The organism is Endozoicomonas sp. ALC020, assembly GCF_049275935.1.
GTDB lineage: Bacteria > Pseudomonadota > Gammaproteobacteria > Pseudomonadales > Endozoicomonadaceae > Endozoicomonas_A.
Genome location: NZ_CP184830.1, coordinates 420,370 through 439,912 on the forward strand (window position 1 = coordinate 420,370; position 19,543 = coordinate 439,912).

Annotated in this window: 4 protein-coding genes; all 4 read right to left on the reverse strand. The window is 47.7% G+C overall.

What is annotated here, in order from left to right; translation table 11 throughout:
• Positions 1–399 precede the first annotated feature (399 nt).
• The 4 genes from ACOJUO_RS01565 to ACOJUO_RS01580 all read right to left on the reverse strand — a co-directional run bounded on the left by ACOJUO_RS01565 (position 400) and on the right by ACOJUO_RS01580 (position 19,465).
• On the reverse strand, positions 400–5,469 hold the full coding sequence (locus ACOJUO_RS01565) for a hypothetical protein (RefSeq protein WP_422138730.1): 5,070 nt from the start codon (positions 5,467–5,469) through the stop codon (positions 400–402).
• Positions 5,470–5,849: 380 nt separating this feature from the next.
• On the reverse strand, positions 5,850–10,532 hold the full coding sequence (locus tag ACOJUO_RS01570) for a hypothetical protein (protein ID WP_422138731.1): 4,683 nt from the start codon (positions 10,530–10,532) through the stop codon (positions 5,850–5,852).
• Positions 10,533–10,913: 381 nt separating this feature from the next.
• The gene (locus ACOJUO_RS01575; RefSeq protein WP_422138732.1) at positions 10,914–15,182 is read right to left on the reverse strand and encodes a hypothetical protein; all 4,269 of its coding nucleotides are present in this window, start codon (positions 15,180–15,182) and stop codon (positions 10,914–10,916) included.
• 380 nt (positions 15,183–15,562) lie between these two features.
• A complete protein-coding gene (locus ACOJUO_RS01580; RefSeq protein WP_422138733.1) occupies positions 15,563–19,465 on the reverse strand; it encodes a hypothetical protein in 3,903 nt (1,300 codons plus the stop codon).
• Positions 19,466–19,543: the final 78 nt, after the last annotated feature.

The following is a 19,543-nucleotide window of genomic DNA, read 5'->3' on the forward strand; positions in this document are numbered from 1 at the left end:
AAAACATGGGAGCCAGAGTTTTGTGATGCCATCGGAGAAAATCGGGCTGTTCAGGTTCAGCCAACTTATTGGAATACAGGAAATAAGCTGGTAGCGGGCTTGAGCCGACTAATTCCAATGCCTGCAGCGAATCCCCAAACAACATCGTCACTAGCAGAAGCAGTGACCGGACCATCGAGCAGGCAGCTTTTTTTTGTTGTGAGCGTCTCATAGATCCAGGCAAATAAAATCAGCTTCTGTGAATCCATTCGCTAGTGGAAAAAATTCGTACGTCATCCGGCTTAGGCCTGATGATTCACGTTTTCGCTAGATTTTATAGCACCGCACTGGCAAGGTTGCCATGAACGGAGTTGACAGACAGTTGATTTTTAGAAGCTTTATAAGACGACACAAGTCTTTTTAGAAAATACTCCCACACCCATCAAGCAACTCCAGTTCCTGACAACTCTGATAAACATCAGGATCAACATCGGATAATAAAGGGTCTTGCTTTTTTAACTGTTCTATCTTACTGCACGCCCGTTGCCGCCATTCTTCCAGTATGCAGTTATCGGTATCGATTCTGGCTTTTTTAAGGAGGGTCACTGTATGCATAAGCTCCATTTCGCTCTCGAACTCCTCCAGTAAATTCAGTATTTCGCTGCCAAAAATTTCTGTCTGGTTGAGCTTTGACCATAAACTGCCGAACGCCTGTTTTTGTGGTTCCAATTCATTCTCTGGCTGACATGCTTCAGCTTGCCTGAATTGAACCTTATCCAGTTTCTGCCATTGATCTGCAGTCAAATAATAGTGTTCAGATATCCCGGTGATTTTCAAAAAAGTCCGGAACTGCTCCTCTGACCAGTTGCTGATGGCCATTTTTTCATCCTGTATTTCCAGCTGTGGCATTGGAAATCGGTAGTTTTGAACTCTGCCACTTGGTAATTCAACCTCAAGCCATTGTCCTTTGACGGTAAAAGACATCTCATTGAGATTCTGCATCAACACAGCGATATAGCTCAGGGCCAACTGTTCTCCTGACTGGATAAGTCCGGAGACAGGTATCTCAACATGGTTGTTGTCGGTCGTTTGCATCCCGGACAAAAAGTGATCGGGGATCTCGTTATCCCAGGGTAGAAGACTATGGGTTTTGAGCAGCGCTTCAAACAGTATCTGGATGCCTTCTTTGGTAATGTCATGGGTTTTTAGTTGCAGGCAGGCTTCAAGCAGCTTGCTTAACCAATGGGAAGAATGCTCTCTGCTGAGTTTTTGCAGGGCGCTTAACGAGGGAAACAGGTCGAACACAGCCTGGGCATGGCTGGCATCCAGAAAACGCAGCTGATCATCTTTTGTTAAGGGTTGCAGAATTTCCAGATAGAGCCCTTGCATATATTCGAGTTTCAGCACCGCCGACAATGGTTGCAACAGGGCTGAGTAATGCTCCCATAGTCTTTTATCCGGCAATGACTTCAGCCGCTTGACAAAATAGACAAAACGCTCACTGCCTTCATCGGAAGAACACAGGAACATTGCTCTATTTAACACGCGCAAAGGCACGGCTTTCATTGAATGACGCCACAAAAAATGTCGATCATGTTGATTAGCCTGAAGGTAGCGTTTGACGCTTTTACCTCCAGAAGAAGATAAAAGCCCTATCAATGATTCCAGCATCAGAACCGTTTTAGTCTGTTCATGAAATTGGCAGAACTCTTTTAAAACCGTCCATGTTAGTGACCAGTCCGGCTTAGGAGTGGAAAGATAAAGAGCGGCTGTTTTTATCTGGCGATTGTATTTATCATCTCCTTCATTATCCGGGTTGCTGTGTTCTCCGGTAAGTTCTGTAAGCAGTAACTGTTTCAGTTGTGTTTCCCAGTGTTGCAGCAGCTTGATAGCAGGTAGCCCTGCTGATGCCCAAAGCCTGGACATGATCTGCAGTAGCCTGTGATTGGGTGCCCCCCGGCAACCTATCCAGTCCAGCACTTTTTTCACGGGCTCATGTTTGGGCAAGCCTTGGCTATGATTCATGGACGAGAAAACGCGGAACAGCTTTATATTGAGCTCGCCACCCTTGTGTTTCCATTCAGGCCAACCCAACATCTCTTTCACTTCCTTTTGTTTGAGCACCCCTTTGCCATGATGCATAGATGAGAAGGCGCGGAACAGCTCCATACTGAACTCGCCATCCTTGTCTTTCCATTCCGGCCAGCCCAGCACCTCTTTCACATCCTCTTGTTTGAGCATGCCTTTACCATTGTTCATGGATGAGAAGGAGCGGAACAGCTCCATATTGAACTCGCCATTCTTGTCTTTCCATTCCAGCCAGACCAGCACCTCTTTCACTTCCTCATGTTTAATCATGCCCTTACTGCTATTGATGGACGAGAAGGCGCGGAACAGCTCCATATTGAACTCGCCATCCTTGTCTTTCCATTCCGGCCAGCCCAGCACCTCTTTCACTTCCTTTTGTTTGAGCATGCCTTTGCCACTATTCATGGATGAGAAGGAGCGGAAAAGCTCCATACTGAACTCGCCATCCTCATCTTTCCATTCCAGCCAGCCCAGCACCTCTTTCACTTCCTCATGTTTGAGCATGCCTTTACCACTGTTCATGGATGAGAAGGCGCGGAACAGTTCCATATTAAACTCGCCATCCTTGTCTTTCCATTGCGGCCAGCTCAGCGCCTCTTTCACTTCCTCATGTTTAATCATGCCTCTGCGATTGTTCATTGACGAGAAGGATCGGAACAACTTCGCATTAAACTCGCCATCCCTGTCTTTCCATTCCGGCCAGCCCAGCACCTCTTTCACTTCCTCTTGTTTGAGCATGCCTTTGCCACTATTCATGGATGCGAAGGAGCGGAATAGCTCAATACTGAACTCGCCATCCTTGTCTTTCCATTCCGGCCAGCCCAGCACCTCTTTCACTTCCTTTTGTTTGAGCATGCCTTTACCATTGTTCATGGATGAGAAGGAACGGAACAGCTCCATACTAAACTCGCCATCCTTGTCCCTCCATTCTGGCCAGCCCAGCACCTCTTTCACTTGCTCATGATTAATCATGCCCTTGCTGCTATTCATGGATGAGAAAGATCGGAACAACTCCATATTGAACACGCCATCCTTGTCTTTCCATTCAAGCCAGCCCAGCACCTCTTTCACTTCCTCATGTTTGAGCATGCCTTTACCACTGTTCATGGATGAGAAGGCGCGGAACAGTTCCATATTAAACTCGCCATCCTTGTCTTTCCATTGCGGCCAGCTCAGCGCCTCTTTCACTTCCTCATGTTTAATCATGCCTCTGCGATTGTTCATTGACGAGAAGGATCGGAACAACTTCGCATTAAACTCGCCATCCCTGTCTTTCCATTCCGGCCAGCCCAGCACCTCTTTCACTTCCTCTTGTTTGAGCATGCCTTTGCCACTATTCATGGATGCGAAGGAGCGGAATAGCTCAATACTGAACTCGCCATCCTTGTCTTTCCATTCCGGCCAGCCCAGCACCTCTTTCACTTCCTTTTGTTTGAGCATGCCTTTACCATTGTTCATGGATGAGAAGGAACGGAACAGCTCCATACTAAACTCGCCATCCTTGTCCCTCCATTCTGGCCAGCCCAGCACCTCTTTCACTTGCTCATGTTTGATGATGCCTTTGCCATGATTCATAGATGAGAAGGCGCGGAACAGCTCCATACTGAAGTCGCAATCCTTGTCTTTCCATTCCGGCCAGCCCAGCACCTCTTTCACTTGCTCATGTTTGAGGATGCCTTTACCATTGTTCATTGATGAGAAGGAACGGAACAGTTCCATACTGAACTCACCATTCTTGTCCTTCCATTCCGGCCAGCCCAGCACCTCTTTCACTTCCTCATGTTTGAGCATGCCTTTGCCATTGTTCATTGACGAGAAGGATCGGAACAACTTCGTATTAAACTCGCCATCACTGTCTTTCCATTCTGGCCAACCCAGTATTGCTTTCACTTGCTCATGTGTGGGCACGCCTTTCCTACTATTCATGGACGAGAAGGAATTCAATACATCCAGACTTGCTAAATATTCGAGTTCACTCAGGCTACGTTCTGCGAAACTACGGATATGTTTTCTGCTATTACCCAGCATGCCAGTCAGCATGCCTGTATTTTTGACGTTTTCAGAAAGGTGCCCAAAAAAGCCGACGGCATTATCGAAGAAGCCATTAATAGAATCTCTATCTACGAAACCAAGCAGCTTATAAAAAGTGTTTTTTACAGTGATGTTTTTTTTCTTGAATACCGCCACCAGGGTTTGCACTTTTTTCAGCTCTTCCTGACTTAATTCGTACTTGATATTTGCTTTTATTTTTTCCAATGAGTCATCGGGGATCTGAGTGTCTGCCGGTTTCTTTTTTTTGGCCGCTAGTTCAGTAACAGCTGTTGAACTATTTCTCTTTCTACCCGGGCCCTTCTTTTTTTTCGCAGCGGGTTCTGCTTCTTCCCTGATTCGTTTTACCCTTTTGTTACCTTGAATGCCCGACAGGCATTTGTCGCACAACAACGCAGAAGCTGCTGTCTGATTTGCTACACGTCCTAATTCCTGTGGATTCAATACATTGTCACACTTCGAACAAGCAACAACCGAATGTCCGGTATCCTGCTCAGCTGAAGGGTTTAGTGGGTCATCGTCTCCACGACCATTGACGCCTGTCGAACCGATTCCCCTGTTATGGGCAGCAGATTCCCTTGTCTGGCCGGTCAGACCTGTTGTCGCGGTCGTTGATGCTTTGGTCGTTCGGGAGGATGAATTCTTTTTCCCGTTACCCGTCTGTCGGCCAGAATATTTGCCAGAAACCATCTCACGGTAAACTCTGAGTTCCTGACCATTCTCTGCCATCCATGCCTGAACCAGCCCCGGTTGAATCGTGCCAGGGTCTGACCTTTCCAGATCAAGAAGATCGGCTTCAATCACCATGATCCGGTCTGACAAAATCCGCGCCAGCGTGGTCTGGCCTGATATAATCGCCCATAGTCGTTTGATTTGTAATATTATAAGCAGTTGCTTTTTTTGCTGTAGACAAGTTTGGACAGGATCAGGAATAAAGGTAAGATCAGGTTGGAGCTCTGGGTCAGGACTCCTGCTGTTTCCGTCAGGTGGCTTATCGCCATCATCTCCTCCGGCGGCGCCCCTGGCGATCAGTCCATTAGAAGTGTTCTCCAGAACTTCAGGGGGCACGTAAAGCTCCAACAACTCGTTTCCACGCTCCGGAGGCTGTCGCAAAACTCCAACAGCTCGTTCCCATGCTCTGAGGTCGTCATTCCCGCGAAGGCGGGAATCCAGCGCCAACGGTGGCTCCCTGCCTTCTCGGGGATGACAAGGCCAGGGGGGCACCGGGCAGTAAGGTTCTGGTGGTGAGTCAGTGTGGATTCCCGCCTTCGCGGGAATGACGAGAATGAAGCCGGGAATGACGAGAATTAAGCCGGGAATGACGGGAATTAAGCCGGGAATGACTGGAGTCAACTCGTGACACCCTCGAAGTGGATCGGGCTGTTCAGGTTCAGCCAACTTATTGGAATACAGGAAATAAGCTGGTAGCGGACTTGAGCCAACTAATTCCAATGCCTGCAGCGAATCCCCAAACAACATCGTCACTAGCAGAAGCAGTGATCGGACCATCGAGCAGGCAGCTTTGTTTTGTTGTGAGCGTCTCATAGATCCGGGCTAATAAAATCAGCTGCTGTGAATCCATTCGCTAGTGGAAAAAATTCGTACGTCATCCGGCTTAGGCCTGATGATTCACGTTTGCGCTAGATTTTATAGCACCGCACTGGCAAGGTTGCCATGAACGGAGTTGACAGACAGTTGATTTTTAGAAGCTTTATAAGACGACACAAGTCTTTTTAGAAAATACTCCCACACCCATCAAGCAACTCCAGTTCCTGACAACTCTGATAAACATCAGGAGCAACATCGGATAATAAAGGGTCTTGCTTTTTTAACTGTTCTATTTTGCTGCACGCCCGTTGCCTCCACACTTCCAATATGTGGGTAGCGCTATCGATTTTGGCTTTTTTAAGGAGGGTCACTGTATGCATAAGCTCCATTTCGCTCTCGTACTCCTCCAGTAAATTCAGTATTTCGCTGCCAAAAACTTCTGTCTGGTTGAGCTTTAACCATAAACTGCCAAACGCCTGTTTTTGTGGTTCCAATTCATTCTCTGGCTGACATGCTTCAGCTTGCCTGGATTGAACGTTATCCAGTTTCTGCCATTGATCTGCGGTCAAATAATAGTGTTCAGCTATCCCGGAGATTTTCAATACAGTCCTGAACTGCTCCTCTGACCAGTTGCTGATGGCCATTTTTTCATCCTGTATTTTCAGCTGTGGCATTGGAAAGCGGTAGTTTTGAACTCCGTCACCTGGCACCTCAACCTCAAGCCATTGTCCTTTGACGGTAAAAGACATCTTATTGAGGTTCTGCATCAACACAGCGACATAGCTCAGGGCCAACTGTTCTCCTGATTGGATAAGTCCGGAGACAGGTATCTCAACATGGTTGTTGTCGGTCGTTTGCATCCCGGACAAAAAGTGATCGGGAATATCGTTATCCCAGGGTAGAAGACTATGGGTTTTGAGCAGCGCTTCAAACAGTATCTGGATGCCTTCTTTGGTGATGTCATGGGTTTTTAGTTGCAGGCAGGCTTCAAGCAGCTTGCTTAACCAATGGGAAGAATGCTCTTTGCTGAGTTTTTGCAGGGCGCTCAACGAGGGAAACAGATCGAATACAGCCTGGGCATGGCTGGCATCCAGAAAACGCAACTGATGATCCTTTGTTAAGGGTTGCAGGATTTCCAGATAGAGCCTTTGCATAGAGTCGAGTTTCAGCACCGCCGATAATGGTTGCAACAGGGCTGAGTATTGCTCCCATAATCTTTTATCTGGCAACGACTTCAGCCGCTTGGCAAAATAGACAAAACGCTCCCTGTCTTCATCGGAAGAACACAGAAACATTGCTCTATTTAACACGCGCAAAGGCACGGCTTTCATTGAATGACGCCACAAAAAATACTTATCCAGTTGATTAGCCTGAAGGTAACGCTCGACACTTTTCCCTCCAGAAGAAGATAAAAGCCCTATCAATGATTCCAGCATCAGAACCGTTTTTGTCTCTTTATGGTATTGGCAGAACTGTTTTAAAACTGTCCATGTTAGCGACCAGTCTGGCTTAGGGGTGGAAAGATAAAGAGCGACTGTTTTTATCTGGCGATTATATTTATCATCTCCTTCATTATCCGGGTTGCTGTGTTCTCCGGTAAGTTCTGTAAGCAGTAACTGTTTCAGTTGTGTTTCCCAGTGTTGCAGCATCTTGATAGCAGGTAGCCCTGCTGATACCCAGAGCCTGGGCATGATTCGCAGTAGCCTATGATTAGGCGCCCCCCGACAACCTATCCAGTCCAGCACTTTTTTCACAGGCTCATGTTTGGGTAAGCCTTGGCTGTGATTCATGGACGAGAAAACGTGGAACAGCTTCATATTGAGCTCGCCACCCTTGTGTTTCCATTCAGACCAGCCGAGCACTTCTTTCACTTTCTCATGTTTGAGCATCCCTCTGCCATTATTCATGGATGAAAAAGCGCGGAACAGCTCCATATTGAATTCGCCATCCTTGTGTTTCCATTCAGGCCAACCCAAGGTCTCTTTGACTTTCTCATGTTTGAGCATACCTTTGCTATTATTCACGGACGAAAAGGCGCAGAACAGCTCCATGTTGAACTCGCCATCCCTGTCTTTCCATTCCGACCAGCCCAGCACCTCTTTCACTTCCTCATGTTTGAGGATGCCTTTGCCATGATTCATAGATGAGAAGGTGCGGAACAGCTCCATGTTGAACTCGACATGCTTGTCTTTCCATTCCGGCCAGGACAGCACCTCTTTCACTTCCTCATGTTTGAGCATGCCCTTTCTACTATTAATGGATGAGAAAGAGCGGAACAGCTCCATACTGAACTTGCCATCTCTGTCTTTCCATTCCGGCCAGCCCAGCACCTCTTTGACTTCCTCTTGTTTGAGCATCCCTTTAGCATTGTTCATGGATGAGAAGGAGCGGAACAGCTCAATGTTGAACTCGCCATGCTTGTCTTTCCATTCCGGCCAACCCAGCACCTCTTTGACTTGCTCATGTTTGAGGATGCCTTTGCCATGATTCATAGACGAGAAGGCGCGGAACAGCTCGAGATTGAACTCACCATACTTGTCCTTCCATTCCGGCCAGCCCAGCACCTCTCTGACTTCCTCATGTTTAATCATGCCCTTGCTGATATTCATGGATGAGAAGACGCGGAACAGCTCCATACTGAACTCGCCATCCTTGTCCTTCCATTCCGGCCAGCCCAGCACCTCTTTCACTTGCTCATGTTTGAGGATGCCTTTGCCATGATTCATAGACGAGAAGGATCGGAACAACTTCGTATTAAACTCGTCATCCCTGTCTTTCCATTCCGTCCAGCCCAACACCTCTTTCACTTCCTTTTTTTTGAGCATGCCTTTGCCACTATTCATGGATGAGAAGGAGCGGAACAGCTCCATACTGAACTCGCCATCCTTGTCTTTCCATTCCGGCCAACCCAACACCTCTTTCACTTCCTCTTGTTTGAAGATGCCTTTGCCATGATTTATAGACGAGAAGGAGCGGAACAGCTCCATACTGAACTCGCCATCCTTGCCCTTCCATTCCGGCCAGCCCAGCACCTCTTTGACTTCCTTTTGTTTGAGCATCCCTTTAGCATTGTTCATGGATGAGAAGGAGCACAACAGCTCCATGTTGAACTCGCCATCCTTGTCTTTCCATTCCGGCCAGCCCAACACCTCTTTCACTTGCTCATGTTTGAGGATGCCTTTGCCATGATTCATAGACGAGAAGGATCGGAACAATTTCGTATTAAACTCACCATCCCTGTCTTTCCATTCTGACCAGCCCAGTATTGCTTTCACTTGCTCATGTGTGGGCACGCCTTTGCCATTATTCATGGACGAGAAAGAGCGGAATAGCTCTATATTGAACTCGCCATTCTTGTCTTTCCATTCCGGCCAGCCCAGTATTGCTTTTACTTCCTCATCTGTGGGCACGCCTTTGCCAGCGTTCATGGACGATAAGGATGTCAATACATCCAGACTTGCTAAATATTCGAGTTCATTCTGGCTACGCTCTGCAAAACTACGGATATGTTTTTTGCTATTATTCAGCATGCCGGTCAGCATGCCTGTGTTTTTGACGTTTTTAGAAAGGTGCCCAAAAAAGGCGGCAGCATTATCGAAGAAGCCATTAAAATAATCTCTATCTACGAAACCAAGCAGCTTATAAAAAGTGTTTTTTACAGTGATGTTTTTTTCCTTGAATACCGCCATTAAGGTTTGCACTTTTTCCAGCTCTTCCTGACTTAATTCGTACTTGATATTTGCTTTTATTTTTCCTAATGGTTCATCGGGAATTTGAGTGTCTGCCGGTTTCTTTTTTTTGGCCGCTGGTTCAGCAACAGCGGTTGAATTATTTCTCTTTCTACCCGGGCCCTTCTTTTTTTTCGGAGCGGGCTCTGATGCATCTGGTTCTGCTTCTTCCCGGATTCGTCTTACCCTTTTGTTACCTTGAATGCCCGACAGGCACTTGTTGCACAACAATGCTGAAGCTGCTGTCTGATTTGCTACACGTCCTAATTCCTGTGGATTCAATGCCTTGTCACACTTCGAACAAGCGACAAGCGAATTTCCGGTATTCTGCTCGGCTGAGGGGTTTAGTGGGTCATCGTCTCCACGACCATTGGCGCCTGTCGAACCGGTTCCCCTTTTACGGGCAGCAGATCCGCTTGTCTGGCCGGTCTGACCTGTTGCCGCAGTCGTTGATGCTTTGGCCGTTCGGGAGGATGAATTCTTTTTCCCGTTACCAGCCTGACGGCCAGAATATTTGCCAGAAATAATCTCACGGTAAACTCTGAGTTCCTGACCATTCTCTGCCAGCCATGTCTGAACCAGACCCGGTTGAATCGTGCCAGGGTCTGACCTTTCCAGATCAAGAAGATCGGCTTCAATCACCATGATCCGGTCTGACAAAATCCGGGCCAGCGTTGTTTGGCCTGTGATAATCAACCATAGCCGTTTGATTTGTAATATTTGAAGCAGTTGCTTTTTTTGCTGCAGACAAGCTTGGACAGGATCAGGAATAAGGGTAAGGACAGGTTGGGGTTCTGGGTCAGGACTCCCGCTGTTTCCGTCAGGTGGCTTATCGCCATCATCTCCTCCGGCGGCGCCCCTGGCGATCAGTCCATTAGAAGTGTTCTCCAGAACTTTAGGGGGCGCGTAAAACTCCAACAACTCGTTTCCACGCTCCGGAGGCTGTCGCAAAACTCCAACAGCTCGTTCCCATGCTCTGAGGTCGTCATTCCAGCGAAGGCGGGAATCCAGCGCCAACGGTGGATCCCTGCCTTCTCGGGGATGACAAGGCCAGGGGGGCACCGGGCAGTATGGTTCTGGTGGTGAGTCAGTGTGGATTCCCGCCTTCGCGGGAATGAAGCCGGGAATGACGGGAGTCAACTCGTGACACCCTCGAAGAGGATCGGGCTGTTCAGGTTCAGCCAACTTATTGGAATACAGGAAATAAGCTGGTAGCGGGCTTGAGCCGACTAATTCCAATGCCTGCAGCGAATCCCTAAACAACACCATCACTAGCAGAATCAGTGATCGGACCATCGAGCAGGCAGCTTTTTTTTGTTGTGAGCGTCTCATAGATCCCGGCTAATAAAATCAGCTTCTGTGAATCCATTCGCTAGTGGAAAAAAATTCGCACGTCATCCGGCTTAGGCCTGATGATTCACGTTTGCGCTAGATTTTATAGCACCGCACTGGCAAGGTTGCCATGAACGGAGTTGACAGACAGTTGATTTTTAGAAGCTTTATAAGACGACACAAGTCTTTTTAGAAAATACTCCCACACCCATCAAGCAACTCCAGTTCCAGACAACCCTGATAAACATCAGGAGCAACATCGGATAATAAAGGGTCTTGCTTTTTTAACTGTTCTATTTTTCTGCACGCCCGTTGCCGCCATGCTTCCAGTATGCGGTTATCGGTATCGATTCTGGCTTTTTTAAGGAGGGTCACTGTATGCATAAGCTCCATTTCACTCTCGTACTCCTCCAGCAAATCCAGTATTTTGGTGCCAAAAATTTCTGCCTGGTTGAGCTTTAACCATAAACTGCCAAACGCCTGTTTTTGTGGTTCCAATTCATTCTCTGGCTGACATGCTTCAGCTTGCCTGAATTGAACCTTATCCAGTTTCTGCCATTGATCTGCAGTCAAATAATAGTGTTCAGACATCTCAGTGATTTTCAAAAAAGCCCTGAACTGTTCCTCTGACCAGTTGCTGATTTCCATTTTTTCACTCTGTATTTTCAGCTGTGGCATTGGGTAGCGATAGGTCTGAACATTATCACCCGACACTTCAACCTCAAGCCACTGCCCTTTGACGGTAAAGGACATCTCTTTGAGGTTCTGCATGAGCACAGCGATATAGCTCAGGGCCAACTGTTCTCCTGATTGAATAAGTCCGGAGACAGGTATCTCAACATGGTTGTTGTCGGTCGTTTGCATCCCGGACAAAAAGTGATCGGGAATATCGTTATCCCAGGGTAGAAGACTATGGGTTTTTAGCAGCGCTTCAAACAGTATCTGGATGCCTTCTCTAGTGATGTCATGGGTTTTTAGTTGCAGGCAGGCTTCAAGCAGCTTGCTTAACCAATGGGAAGAATGCTCTTTGCTGAGTTTTTGCAGAGCGCTCAACGAGGGAAACAGATCGAATACAGCCTGGGCATGGCTGGCATCCAGAAAACGCAACTGATGATCCTTTGTTAAGGGTTGCAGGATTTCCAGATAGAGCCCTTGCATATATTCGAATTTCAGCACTCCTGACAATGGTTGCAACAGAGCTGAATACTGCTCCCATAATCTTTTATCTGGCAATGACTTCAGCCGCTTGGCAAAATAGACAAAACGCTCCCTGTCTTCATCGGAAGAACACAGGAACATTGCTCTATTTAACACGCGCAAAGGCACGGTTTTCATTGAATGACGCCACAAAAAATGCCGCTCCAGTTGATTAGCCTGAAGGTAGCGTTTGACGCTTTTCCCTCCGGAAGAAGATAAAAGTCCTATCAATGATCCCAGTATCAGAACCGTTTTAGTCTGTTCATGAAATTGGCAGAACTGTTTTAAAACCGTCCATTTTAGCGACCAGTCTGCCTTGGGGGTGGAAAGATAAAGGGCGACTGTTTTTATCTGGTGATTGTATTTATCCTCTCCTTCATTATCCGAGTTGCTGTGTTCTCCGGTAAGTTCTGCAGGCAGTAACTGTTTCAGTTGTGTTTCCCAGTGTTGCAACAGCTTGATAGCAGGAAGCCCTGCCGATGCCCAAAGCCTGGGCATGATTTGCAGTAGCCTGTGATTGGGCGCCCCCCGGCAATCTATCCAGTCCAGCACCTCTTTTACTTTCTCTTGTTTGAGCATTCCTTTACCATTGTTCATGGATGAGAAGGAGCGGAATAGCTCAATGTTGAACTCGCCATCCCTGTCTTTCCATTCCGACCAGGCCAGCACCTCTTTCACTTCCTCATGTTTAAGCACGCCCTTGCCATGACTCATAGATGAGAAGGCGCGGAACAGCTCCATATTGAACTCACCATGCCTGTCTTTCCATTCCGGCCAGCCCAGCACCTCTCTCACTTCCTCATGTTTGAGCATGCCTTTGCCACCATTCATGGATGAGAAGGCGCGGAACAGCTCCATATTGAACTCGCCATGCTTGTCTTTCCATTCCGACCAGGCCAGCAGCTCTTTCACATACTCATGTTTGAGGATGCCTTTGCAATGATTCATAGATGAGAAGGCGCGGAACAGCACCATATTGAACTCGCCATCCTTGTCTTTCCATTCCAGCCAGCCCAGCACCTCTTTCACTTCCTCATGTTTGAGCATGCCTTTTCCACTGTTCATGGATGAGAAGGCGCGGAACAGCTCCATATTGAACTCGTCATCCTTGTCTTTCCATTCCGGCCAGCCCAGCACCTCTTTCACTTCCTCATGTTTAAGGATGCCCTTACCATGATTCATAGATGAGAAGGCGCGGAACAGCTCTATACTGAACTCACCATCCTTGTTTCTCCATTCCAGCCAGCCCAGCACTTCTTTCACTTGCTCATGTTTGAGCATGCCTTTGTCATGATTCCTGGACGAGAAGGCGCGGAACAGCTCAATGTTGAACTCGCCATCCTTGTCTTTCCATTCCGGCCAGCCCAGCACCTCTTTCACTTGCTCATGTTTGAGGATGCCTTTGCCATGATTCATAGATGAGAAGGCGCGGAACAGCTCCATACTGAACTCGCCATCCTTGTCCTTCCATTCCGGCCAGCACAGCACCTCTTTCACTTGCTCATGTTTGAGTACACCCTTGCAATGACTCATAGATGAGAAGGAGCGGAACAGCTCCATATTGAACTCGCCATCCTTGTCCTTCCATTCCGGCCAGCCCAGCGCCTCTCTCACTTCCTCATGTTTGAGGATGCCTTTGCCATGATTCATAGATGAGAAGGAGCGGAACAGTTCCATACTGAACTTGCCATCCTTGTCTTTCCATTCCGGCCAGCTCAGTACCTCTTTCACTTGCTCATGTTTGAGCATGCCTTTTCCATTGTTCATGGATGAGAAGGAGCGGAACAGCTCCATACTGAACTCGCCATCCTTGTCTTTCCATTCCAGCCAGCCCAGCACCTCTTTCACTTGTTCATGTTTGAGCAAGCCTTTGCAACTATTCATTGACGAGAAGGAACGGAACAACTTCGTATTAAACTCGCCATCCCTGTCTTTCCATTCTGGCCAGCCCAGTGTTGCTTTCACTTGCTCATGTGTGGGCGCGCCTTTCCTACTATTCATGGACGAAAAGGAATTCAATACATCCAAACTTGCTAAATATTCGAGTTCACTCAGGCTACGTTCTGCGAAACTACGGATATGTTTTTTTTTATTACCCAGCATGCCGGTCAGCATGCCTGTATTTTTGACGTTTTCAGAAAGATGCCCAAAAAAAGCGGTGGCATTATCGAAGAAGCCATTAAAAGAATCTCTATCCACGAAACCAAGCAGCTTATAAAAAGTGTTTTTTACAGTGACGTTTTTTTTCTTGAATACCGCCATCAGGGTTTGCACTTTTTTCAGCTCTTCCTGACTTAATTCGTACTTGATATTTGCTTTTATTTTTTCTAACGGATCATCGGGAATTTGAGTGTCTGGCAGTTTCTTTTTTTTGGCCGGTGATTCAGCAACAGCTGTTGAACTACTTCTTTTTCTACCCGGGCCTTTCTTTTTTTTCGGAGCGGGTTCTGGTGGATCCGATTCTGCTTCTTCCCGGATTCGTCTTACCCTTTCGTAACCTTGAATGCCCGACAGACACTTGTTGCACAACAACGCTGAAGCTGTTGTCTGATTTGCTACACGTCCTAATTCCTGTGGATTCAATACCTTGTCACACTTCGAACAAGCTACATGCGAATGTCCGGCATCCTGCCCAGCTGAGGGTTTCAGTGGGTCATCGCCTCCACGACCATTGGCGCCTGTCGAACCGGTTCCCCTTTTACGGGCAGCAGGTCTCCTTGTCTGGCCAGTCTGACCTGTTGCTGCGGTCGTTGATGTTTTGGTCGTTCGGGAGGATGAATTCTTTTTCCCGTTACTCACCTGCCGACCAGAATATTTGCCAGAAACTATCTCACGGTAAACTCTGAGTTCCTGACCATTCTCTGCCAGCCATGTTTGAACCAGCCCCGGTTGAATCGTGCCTGGGTCTAACCTTTCCAGATCAAGAAGATCGGCTTCAATCACCATGATCCGGTCTGACAAAATCCGGGCCAGCGTGGTCTGGCCAGCCATAATAGCCCATAGTCGTTTGATTTGTAATATTATAAGCAGTTGCTTTTTTTGCTGCAGACAAGTTTGGACAGGATCAGGAATAGCTCTGAGGTCGTCATTCCCGCGAAGGCGGGAATCCAGCGCCAACGGTGGCTCCCTGCCTTCTCGGGGATGACAAGGCCAGGGGGGCACCGGGCAGTATGGTTCTGGTGGTGAGTCAGTGTGGATTCCCGCCTTCGCGGGAATGACGAGAATGAAGCCGGGAATGAAGCCGGGAATGACGGGAGTCAACTCGTGACACCCTCGAAGAGGATCGGGCCGTTCAGGTTCAGCCAACTTATTGGAAGACAGGAAATGAGCTGGTAGCGGGCTTGAGCCAACTAATTCCAATGCCTGCAGCGAATCTCCAAACAACATCGTCACTAGCACAAGCAGTGATCGGACCATCGAGCAGGCAGCTTTTTTTTGTTGTGAGCGTCTCATAGATCCAGGCTAATAAAATCAGCTTCTGTGAATCCATTCGCTAGTGGAAAAAATTCGTACGTCATCCGGCTTGGGCATGCGGATTCAGGTTTGCGCTAGATTTTATAGCACCGCACTGGCAAGCTTGCCATGAACGGAGTTGGCAGACAGTTTGTTTTTAGAAGCCTTATCAGACGACATAAGTCTTTTTAGAAAATACTCCCACACCCATCAAGCAACTCCAGTTCCTGACAACCCTGATAAACATCAGGATCAACATCCGATAATAAAGGGTCTTGCTTTTTTAACTGTTCTATTTTATTGCACGCCCGTTGCCGCCATTCTTCCAGTATGTGGGTAGCGCTATCGATTTTGGCTTTTTTAAGGAGGGTCACTGTATGCATAAGCTCCATTTCGCTCTCATACTCCTCCAGTAAATTCAGTATTTCGCTGCCAAAAATTTCTCTCTGGTTGAGCTTCAACCATAAACTGCCAAACGCCTGTTTTTGTGGTTCCAATTCATTCTCTGGCTGACATGCTTCAGCTTGCCTGGATTCAACGTTATCCAGTTTCTGCCATTGATCTGCAGTCAGATAATAGTGTTCAGATATCCCGGTGATTTTCAAAACAGTCCTGAACTGCTCTTCTGACCAGTTGCTGATGGCCATTTTTTCATCCTGTATATCCAGCTGTGGCATTGGAAAGCGGTAGTTTTGAACTCCGTCACCTGGCACCTCAACCTCAAGCCACTGCCCTTTGACGGTAAAAGACATCTCATTGAGGTTCTGCATCAACACAACGATATAGCTCAGGGCCAACTGTTCTCCTGACTGGATTAGTCCGGAGACAGGTATCTCAACATGGTTATTGTCGGTCGTTTGCATCCCGGACAAAAAGTGATCGGGGATATCGTGATCCCAGGGTAGAAGACTATGGGTTTTGAGCAACGCTGCAAACAGTATCTGGATGCCTTCTTTGGTGATGTCATGGGTTTTTAGTTGCAGGCAGGCTTCAAGCAGCTTGCTTAACCAATGGGAAGAATGCTCTTTGCTGAGTTTTTGCAGGGCGCTTAACGAGGGAAACAGGTCGAACACAACGCGGGCGTGGCTGGCATCCAGAAAACGCAGCTGATCATCCTTTGTTAAGGGTTGCAGGATTTCCAGATAGAGCCCTTGCATATATTCGAATTTCAGCACTCCTGACAATGGTTGCAACAGAGCTGAATACTGCTCCCATAATCTTTTATCTGGCAATGACTTCAGCCGCTTGGCAAAATAGACAAAACGCTCCCTGTCTTCATCGGAAGAACACAGGAACATTGCTCTATTTAACACGCGCAAAGGCACGGTTTTCATTGAATGACGCCACAAAAAATGCCGCTCCAGTTGATTAGCCTGAAGGTAGCGTTTGACGCTTTTCCCTCCGGAAGAAGATAAAAGTCCTATCAATGATCCCAGCATCAGAACCGTTTTAGTCTGTTCATGAAATTGGCAGAACTGTTTTAAAACCGTCCATTTTAGCGACCAGTCTGCCTTGGGGGTGGAAAGATAAAGGGCGACTGTTTTTATCTGGTGATTGTATTTATCCTCTCCTTCATTATCCGAGTTGCTGTGTTCTCCGGTAAGTTCTGCAGGCAGTAACTGTTTCAGTTGTGTTTCCCAGTGTTGCAACAGCTTGATAGCAGGAAGCCCTGCCGATGCCCAAAGCCTGGGCATGATTTGCAGTAGCCTGTGATTGGGCGCCCCCCGGCAATCTATCCAGTCCAGCACCTCTTTTACTTTCTCTTGTTTGAGCATTCCTTTACCATTGTTCATGGATGAGAAGGAGCGGAATAGCTCAATGTTGAACTCGCCATCCCTGTCTTTCCATTCCGACCAGGCCAGCACCTCTTTCACTTCCTCATGTTTAAGCACGCCCTTGCCATGACTCATAGATGAGAAGGCGCGGAACAGCTCCATATTGAACTCACCATGCCTGTCTTTCCATTCCGGCCAGCCCAGCACCTCTCTCACTTCCTCATGTTTGAGCATGCCTTTGCCACCATTCATGGATGAGAAGGCGCGGAACAGCTCCATATTGAACTCGCCATGCTTGTCTTTCCATTCCGACCAGGCCAGCAGCTCTTTCACATGCTCATGTTTGAGGATGCCTTTGCAATGATTCATAGATGAGAAGGCGCGGAACAGCACCATATTGAACTCGCCATCCTTGTCTTTCCATTCCAGCCAGCCCAGCACCTCTTTCACTTCCTCATGTTTGAGCATGCCTTTTCCACTGTTCATGGATGAGAAGGCGCGGAACAGCTCCATATTGAACTCGTCATCCTTGTCTTTCCATTCCGGCCAGCCCAGCACCTCTTTCACTTCCTCATGTTTGAGGATGCCCTTGCCATGATTCATAGATGAGAAGGCGCGGAACAGCTCTATACTGAACTCGCCATCCTTGTTTCTCCATTCCAGCCAGCCCAGCACTTCTTTCACTTGCTCATGTTTGAGCATGCCTTTGTCATGATTCCTGGACGAGAAGGCGCGGAACAGCTCAATGTTGAACTCGCCATCCTTGTCTTTCCATTCCGGCCAGCCCAGCAGCTCTTTCACTTGCTCATGTTTGAGAATGCCTTTGCCATGATTCATAGATGAGAAGGCGCGGAACAGCTCCATACTGAACTCGCCATCTTTGTCTTTCCATTCCGGCCAGCCCAGCACCTCTCTCACTTCCTCATGCCTGGGTACGCCGTGGCCATTATTCATGGACGAGAAAGAGCGGAACAGTTCGATATTGAACTCGCCATCTTTGTGTTTCCATTCAGACCAGCCCAGTATTGCTTTCACTTGCTCATGTGTGGGCACGCCTTTGCGATTATTCATGGACGAGAAAGAAGTCACTGCATCTAACCTCGCTAAATATTCGAGTTCATCCTGGCTACGCTCTGCAAAACTACGGATATGTTTTTTTCTACTATGCAGCATGCCGGTCAGCATACCTGTATTTTTGACGTTTTCAGAAAGGTGCCCAAAAAGGGCGGTGGCATTATCGAAGAAGCCATTAAAAGAATCTCTATCTACGAAACCAAGCAACTTATAAAAAGTGTTTTTTACAGTGATGTTTTTTTTCTTGAATACCGCCAACAGGGTTTGCACTTTTTCCAGCTCTTCCTGACTTAATTCGTACTGGATATTGGCTTTTACTTTTTGTAACGGATCATCGGGAATTTGAGTGTCTGGCGGTTTCTTTTTTTTAGCCGGTGGTTCAGCAACAGCGGTTGAATTATTTCTTTTTCTACCCGGGCCCTTCTTTTTTTTCGGAGCGGGTTCTGATGAATCCGATTCTGCTTCTTCCCTGATTCGTCTTACCCTTTCGTAACCTTGAATGCCCGACAGGCACTTGTTGCACAACAACGCTGAAGCTGTTGTCTGATTTGCTACACATCCTAATTCCTGTGGATTCAATACCTTGTCACACTTCGAACAAGCTACATGCGAATGTCCGGCATCCTGCCCAGCTGACGGTTTCAGTGGGTCATCGCCTCCACGACCATTGCCGCCTGTCGAACCGGCTCCCAAGTTTCGGGCAGAAGGTCCGCTTGTCTGGCCGGTCTGACCTGTTGTTGTGGTCGTAGATGCTTTGGTCGTTCGGGAGGATGAATTCTTTTTCCCGTTAGCTGTCTGTCGGCCAGAATATTTGCCAGAAACCATCTCACGGTAAACTCTGAGTTCCTGACTATTCTCTGCCATCCATGTCTGAACCAGCCCCAGTTGAATCGTGCCAGGGTCTGACCTTTCCAGATCAAGAAGATCGGCTTCAATCACCATGATCCGATCTGACAAAATCCGGGCCAGCGTGGTCTGGCCTGTCATAATTGCCCAATGTCGTTTGATTCGTAATATTAGAAGCAGTTGCTTTTTTTGCCGCAGACAAGTTTGGACAGGATCAGGAATAAGGGTAAGGTCAGGTTGGGGTTCTGGGTCAGGACTCCCGCTGTTTCCGTCAGGTGGCTTATCGCCGCCACCTCCCCCGCCAGCGCCAGCGCCCGTGGCGATCAGCATATTGGAATTATTCACCAGGACTTCAAGGGGCTCAGCAACAAGATCAATGCGGTGTGTTGGCTTCATTGATAACACCGGGGAGAGAGGCCGCTTGAGAGACTGAAGAGGTCTGTTATTCGGCAGCAACTGCAGCAAACTGAGGGT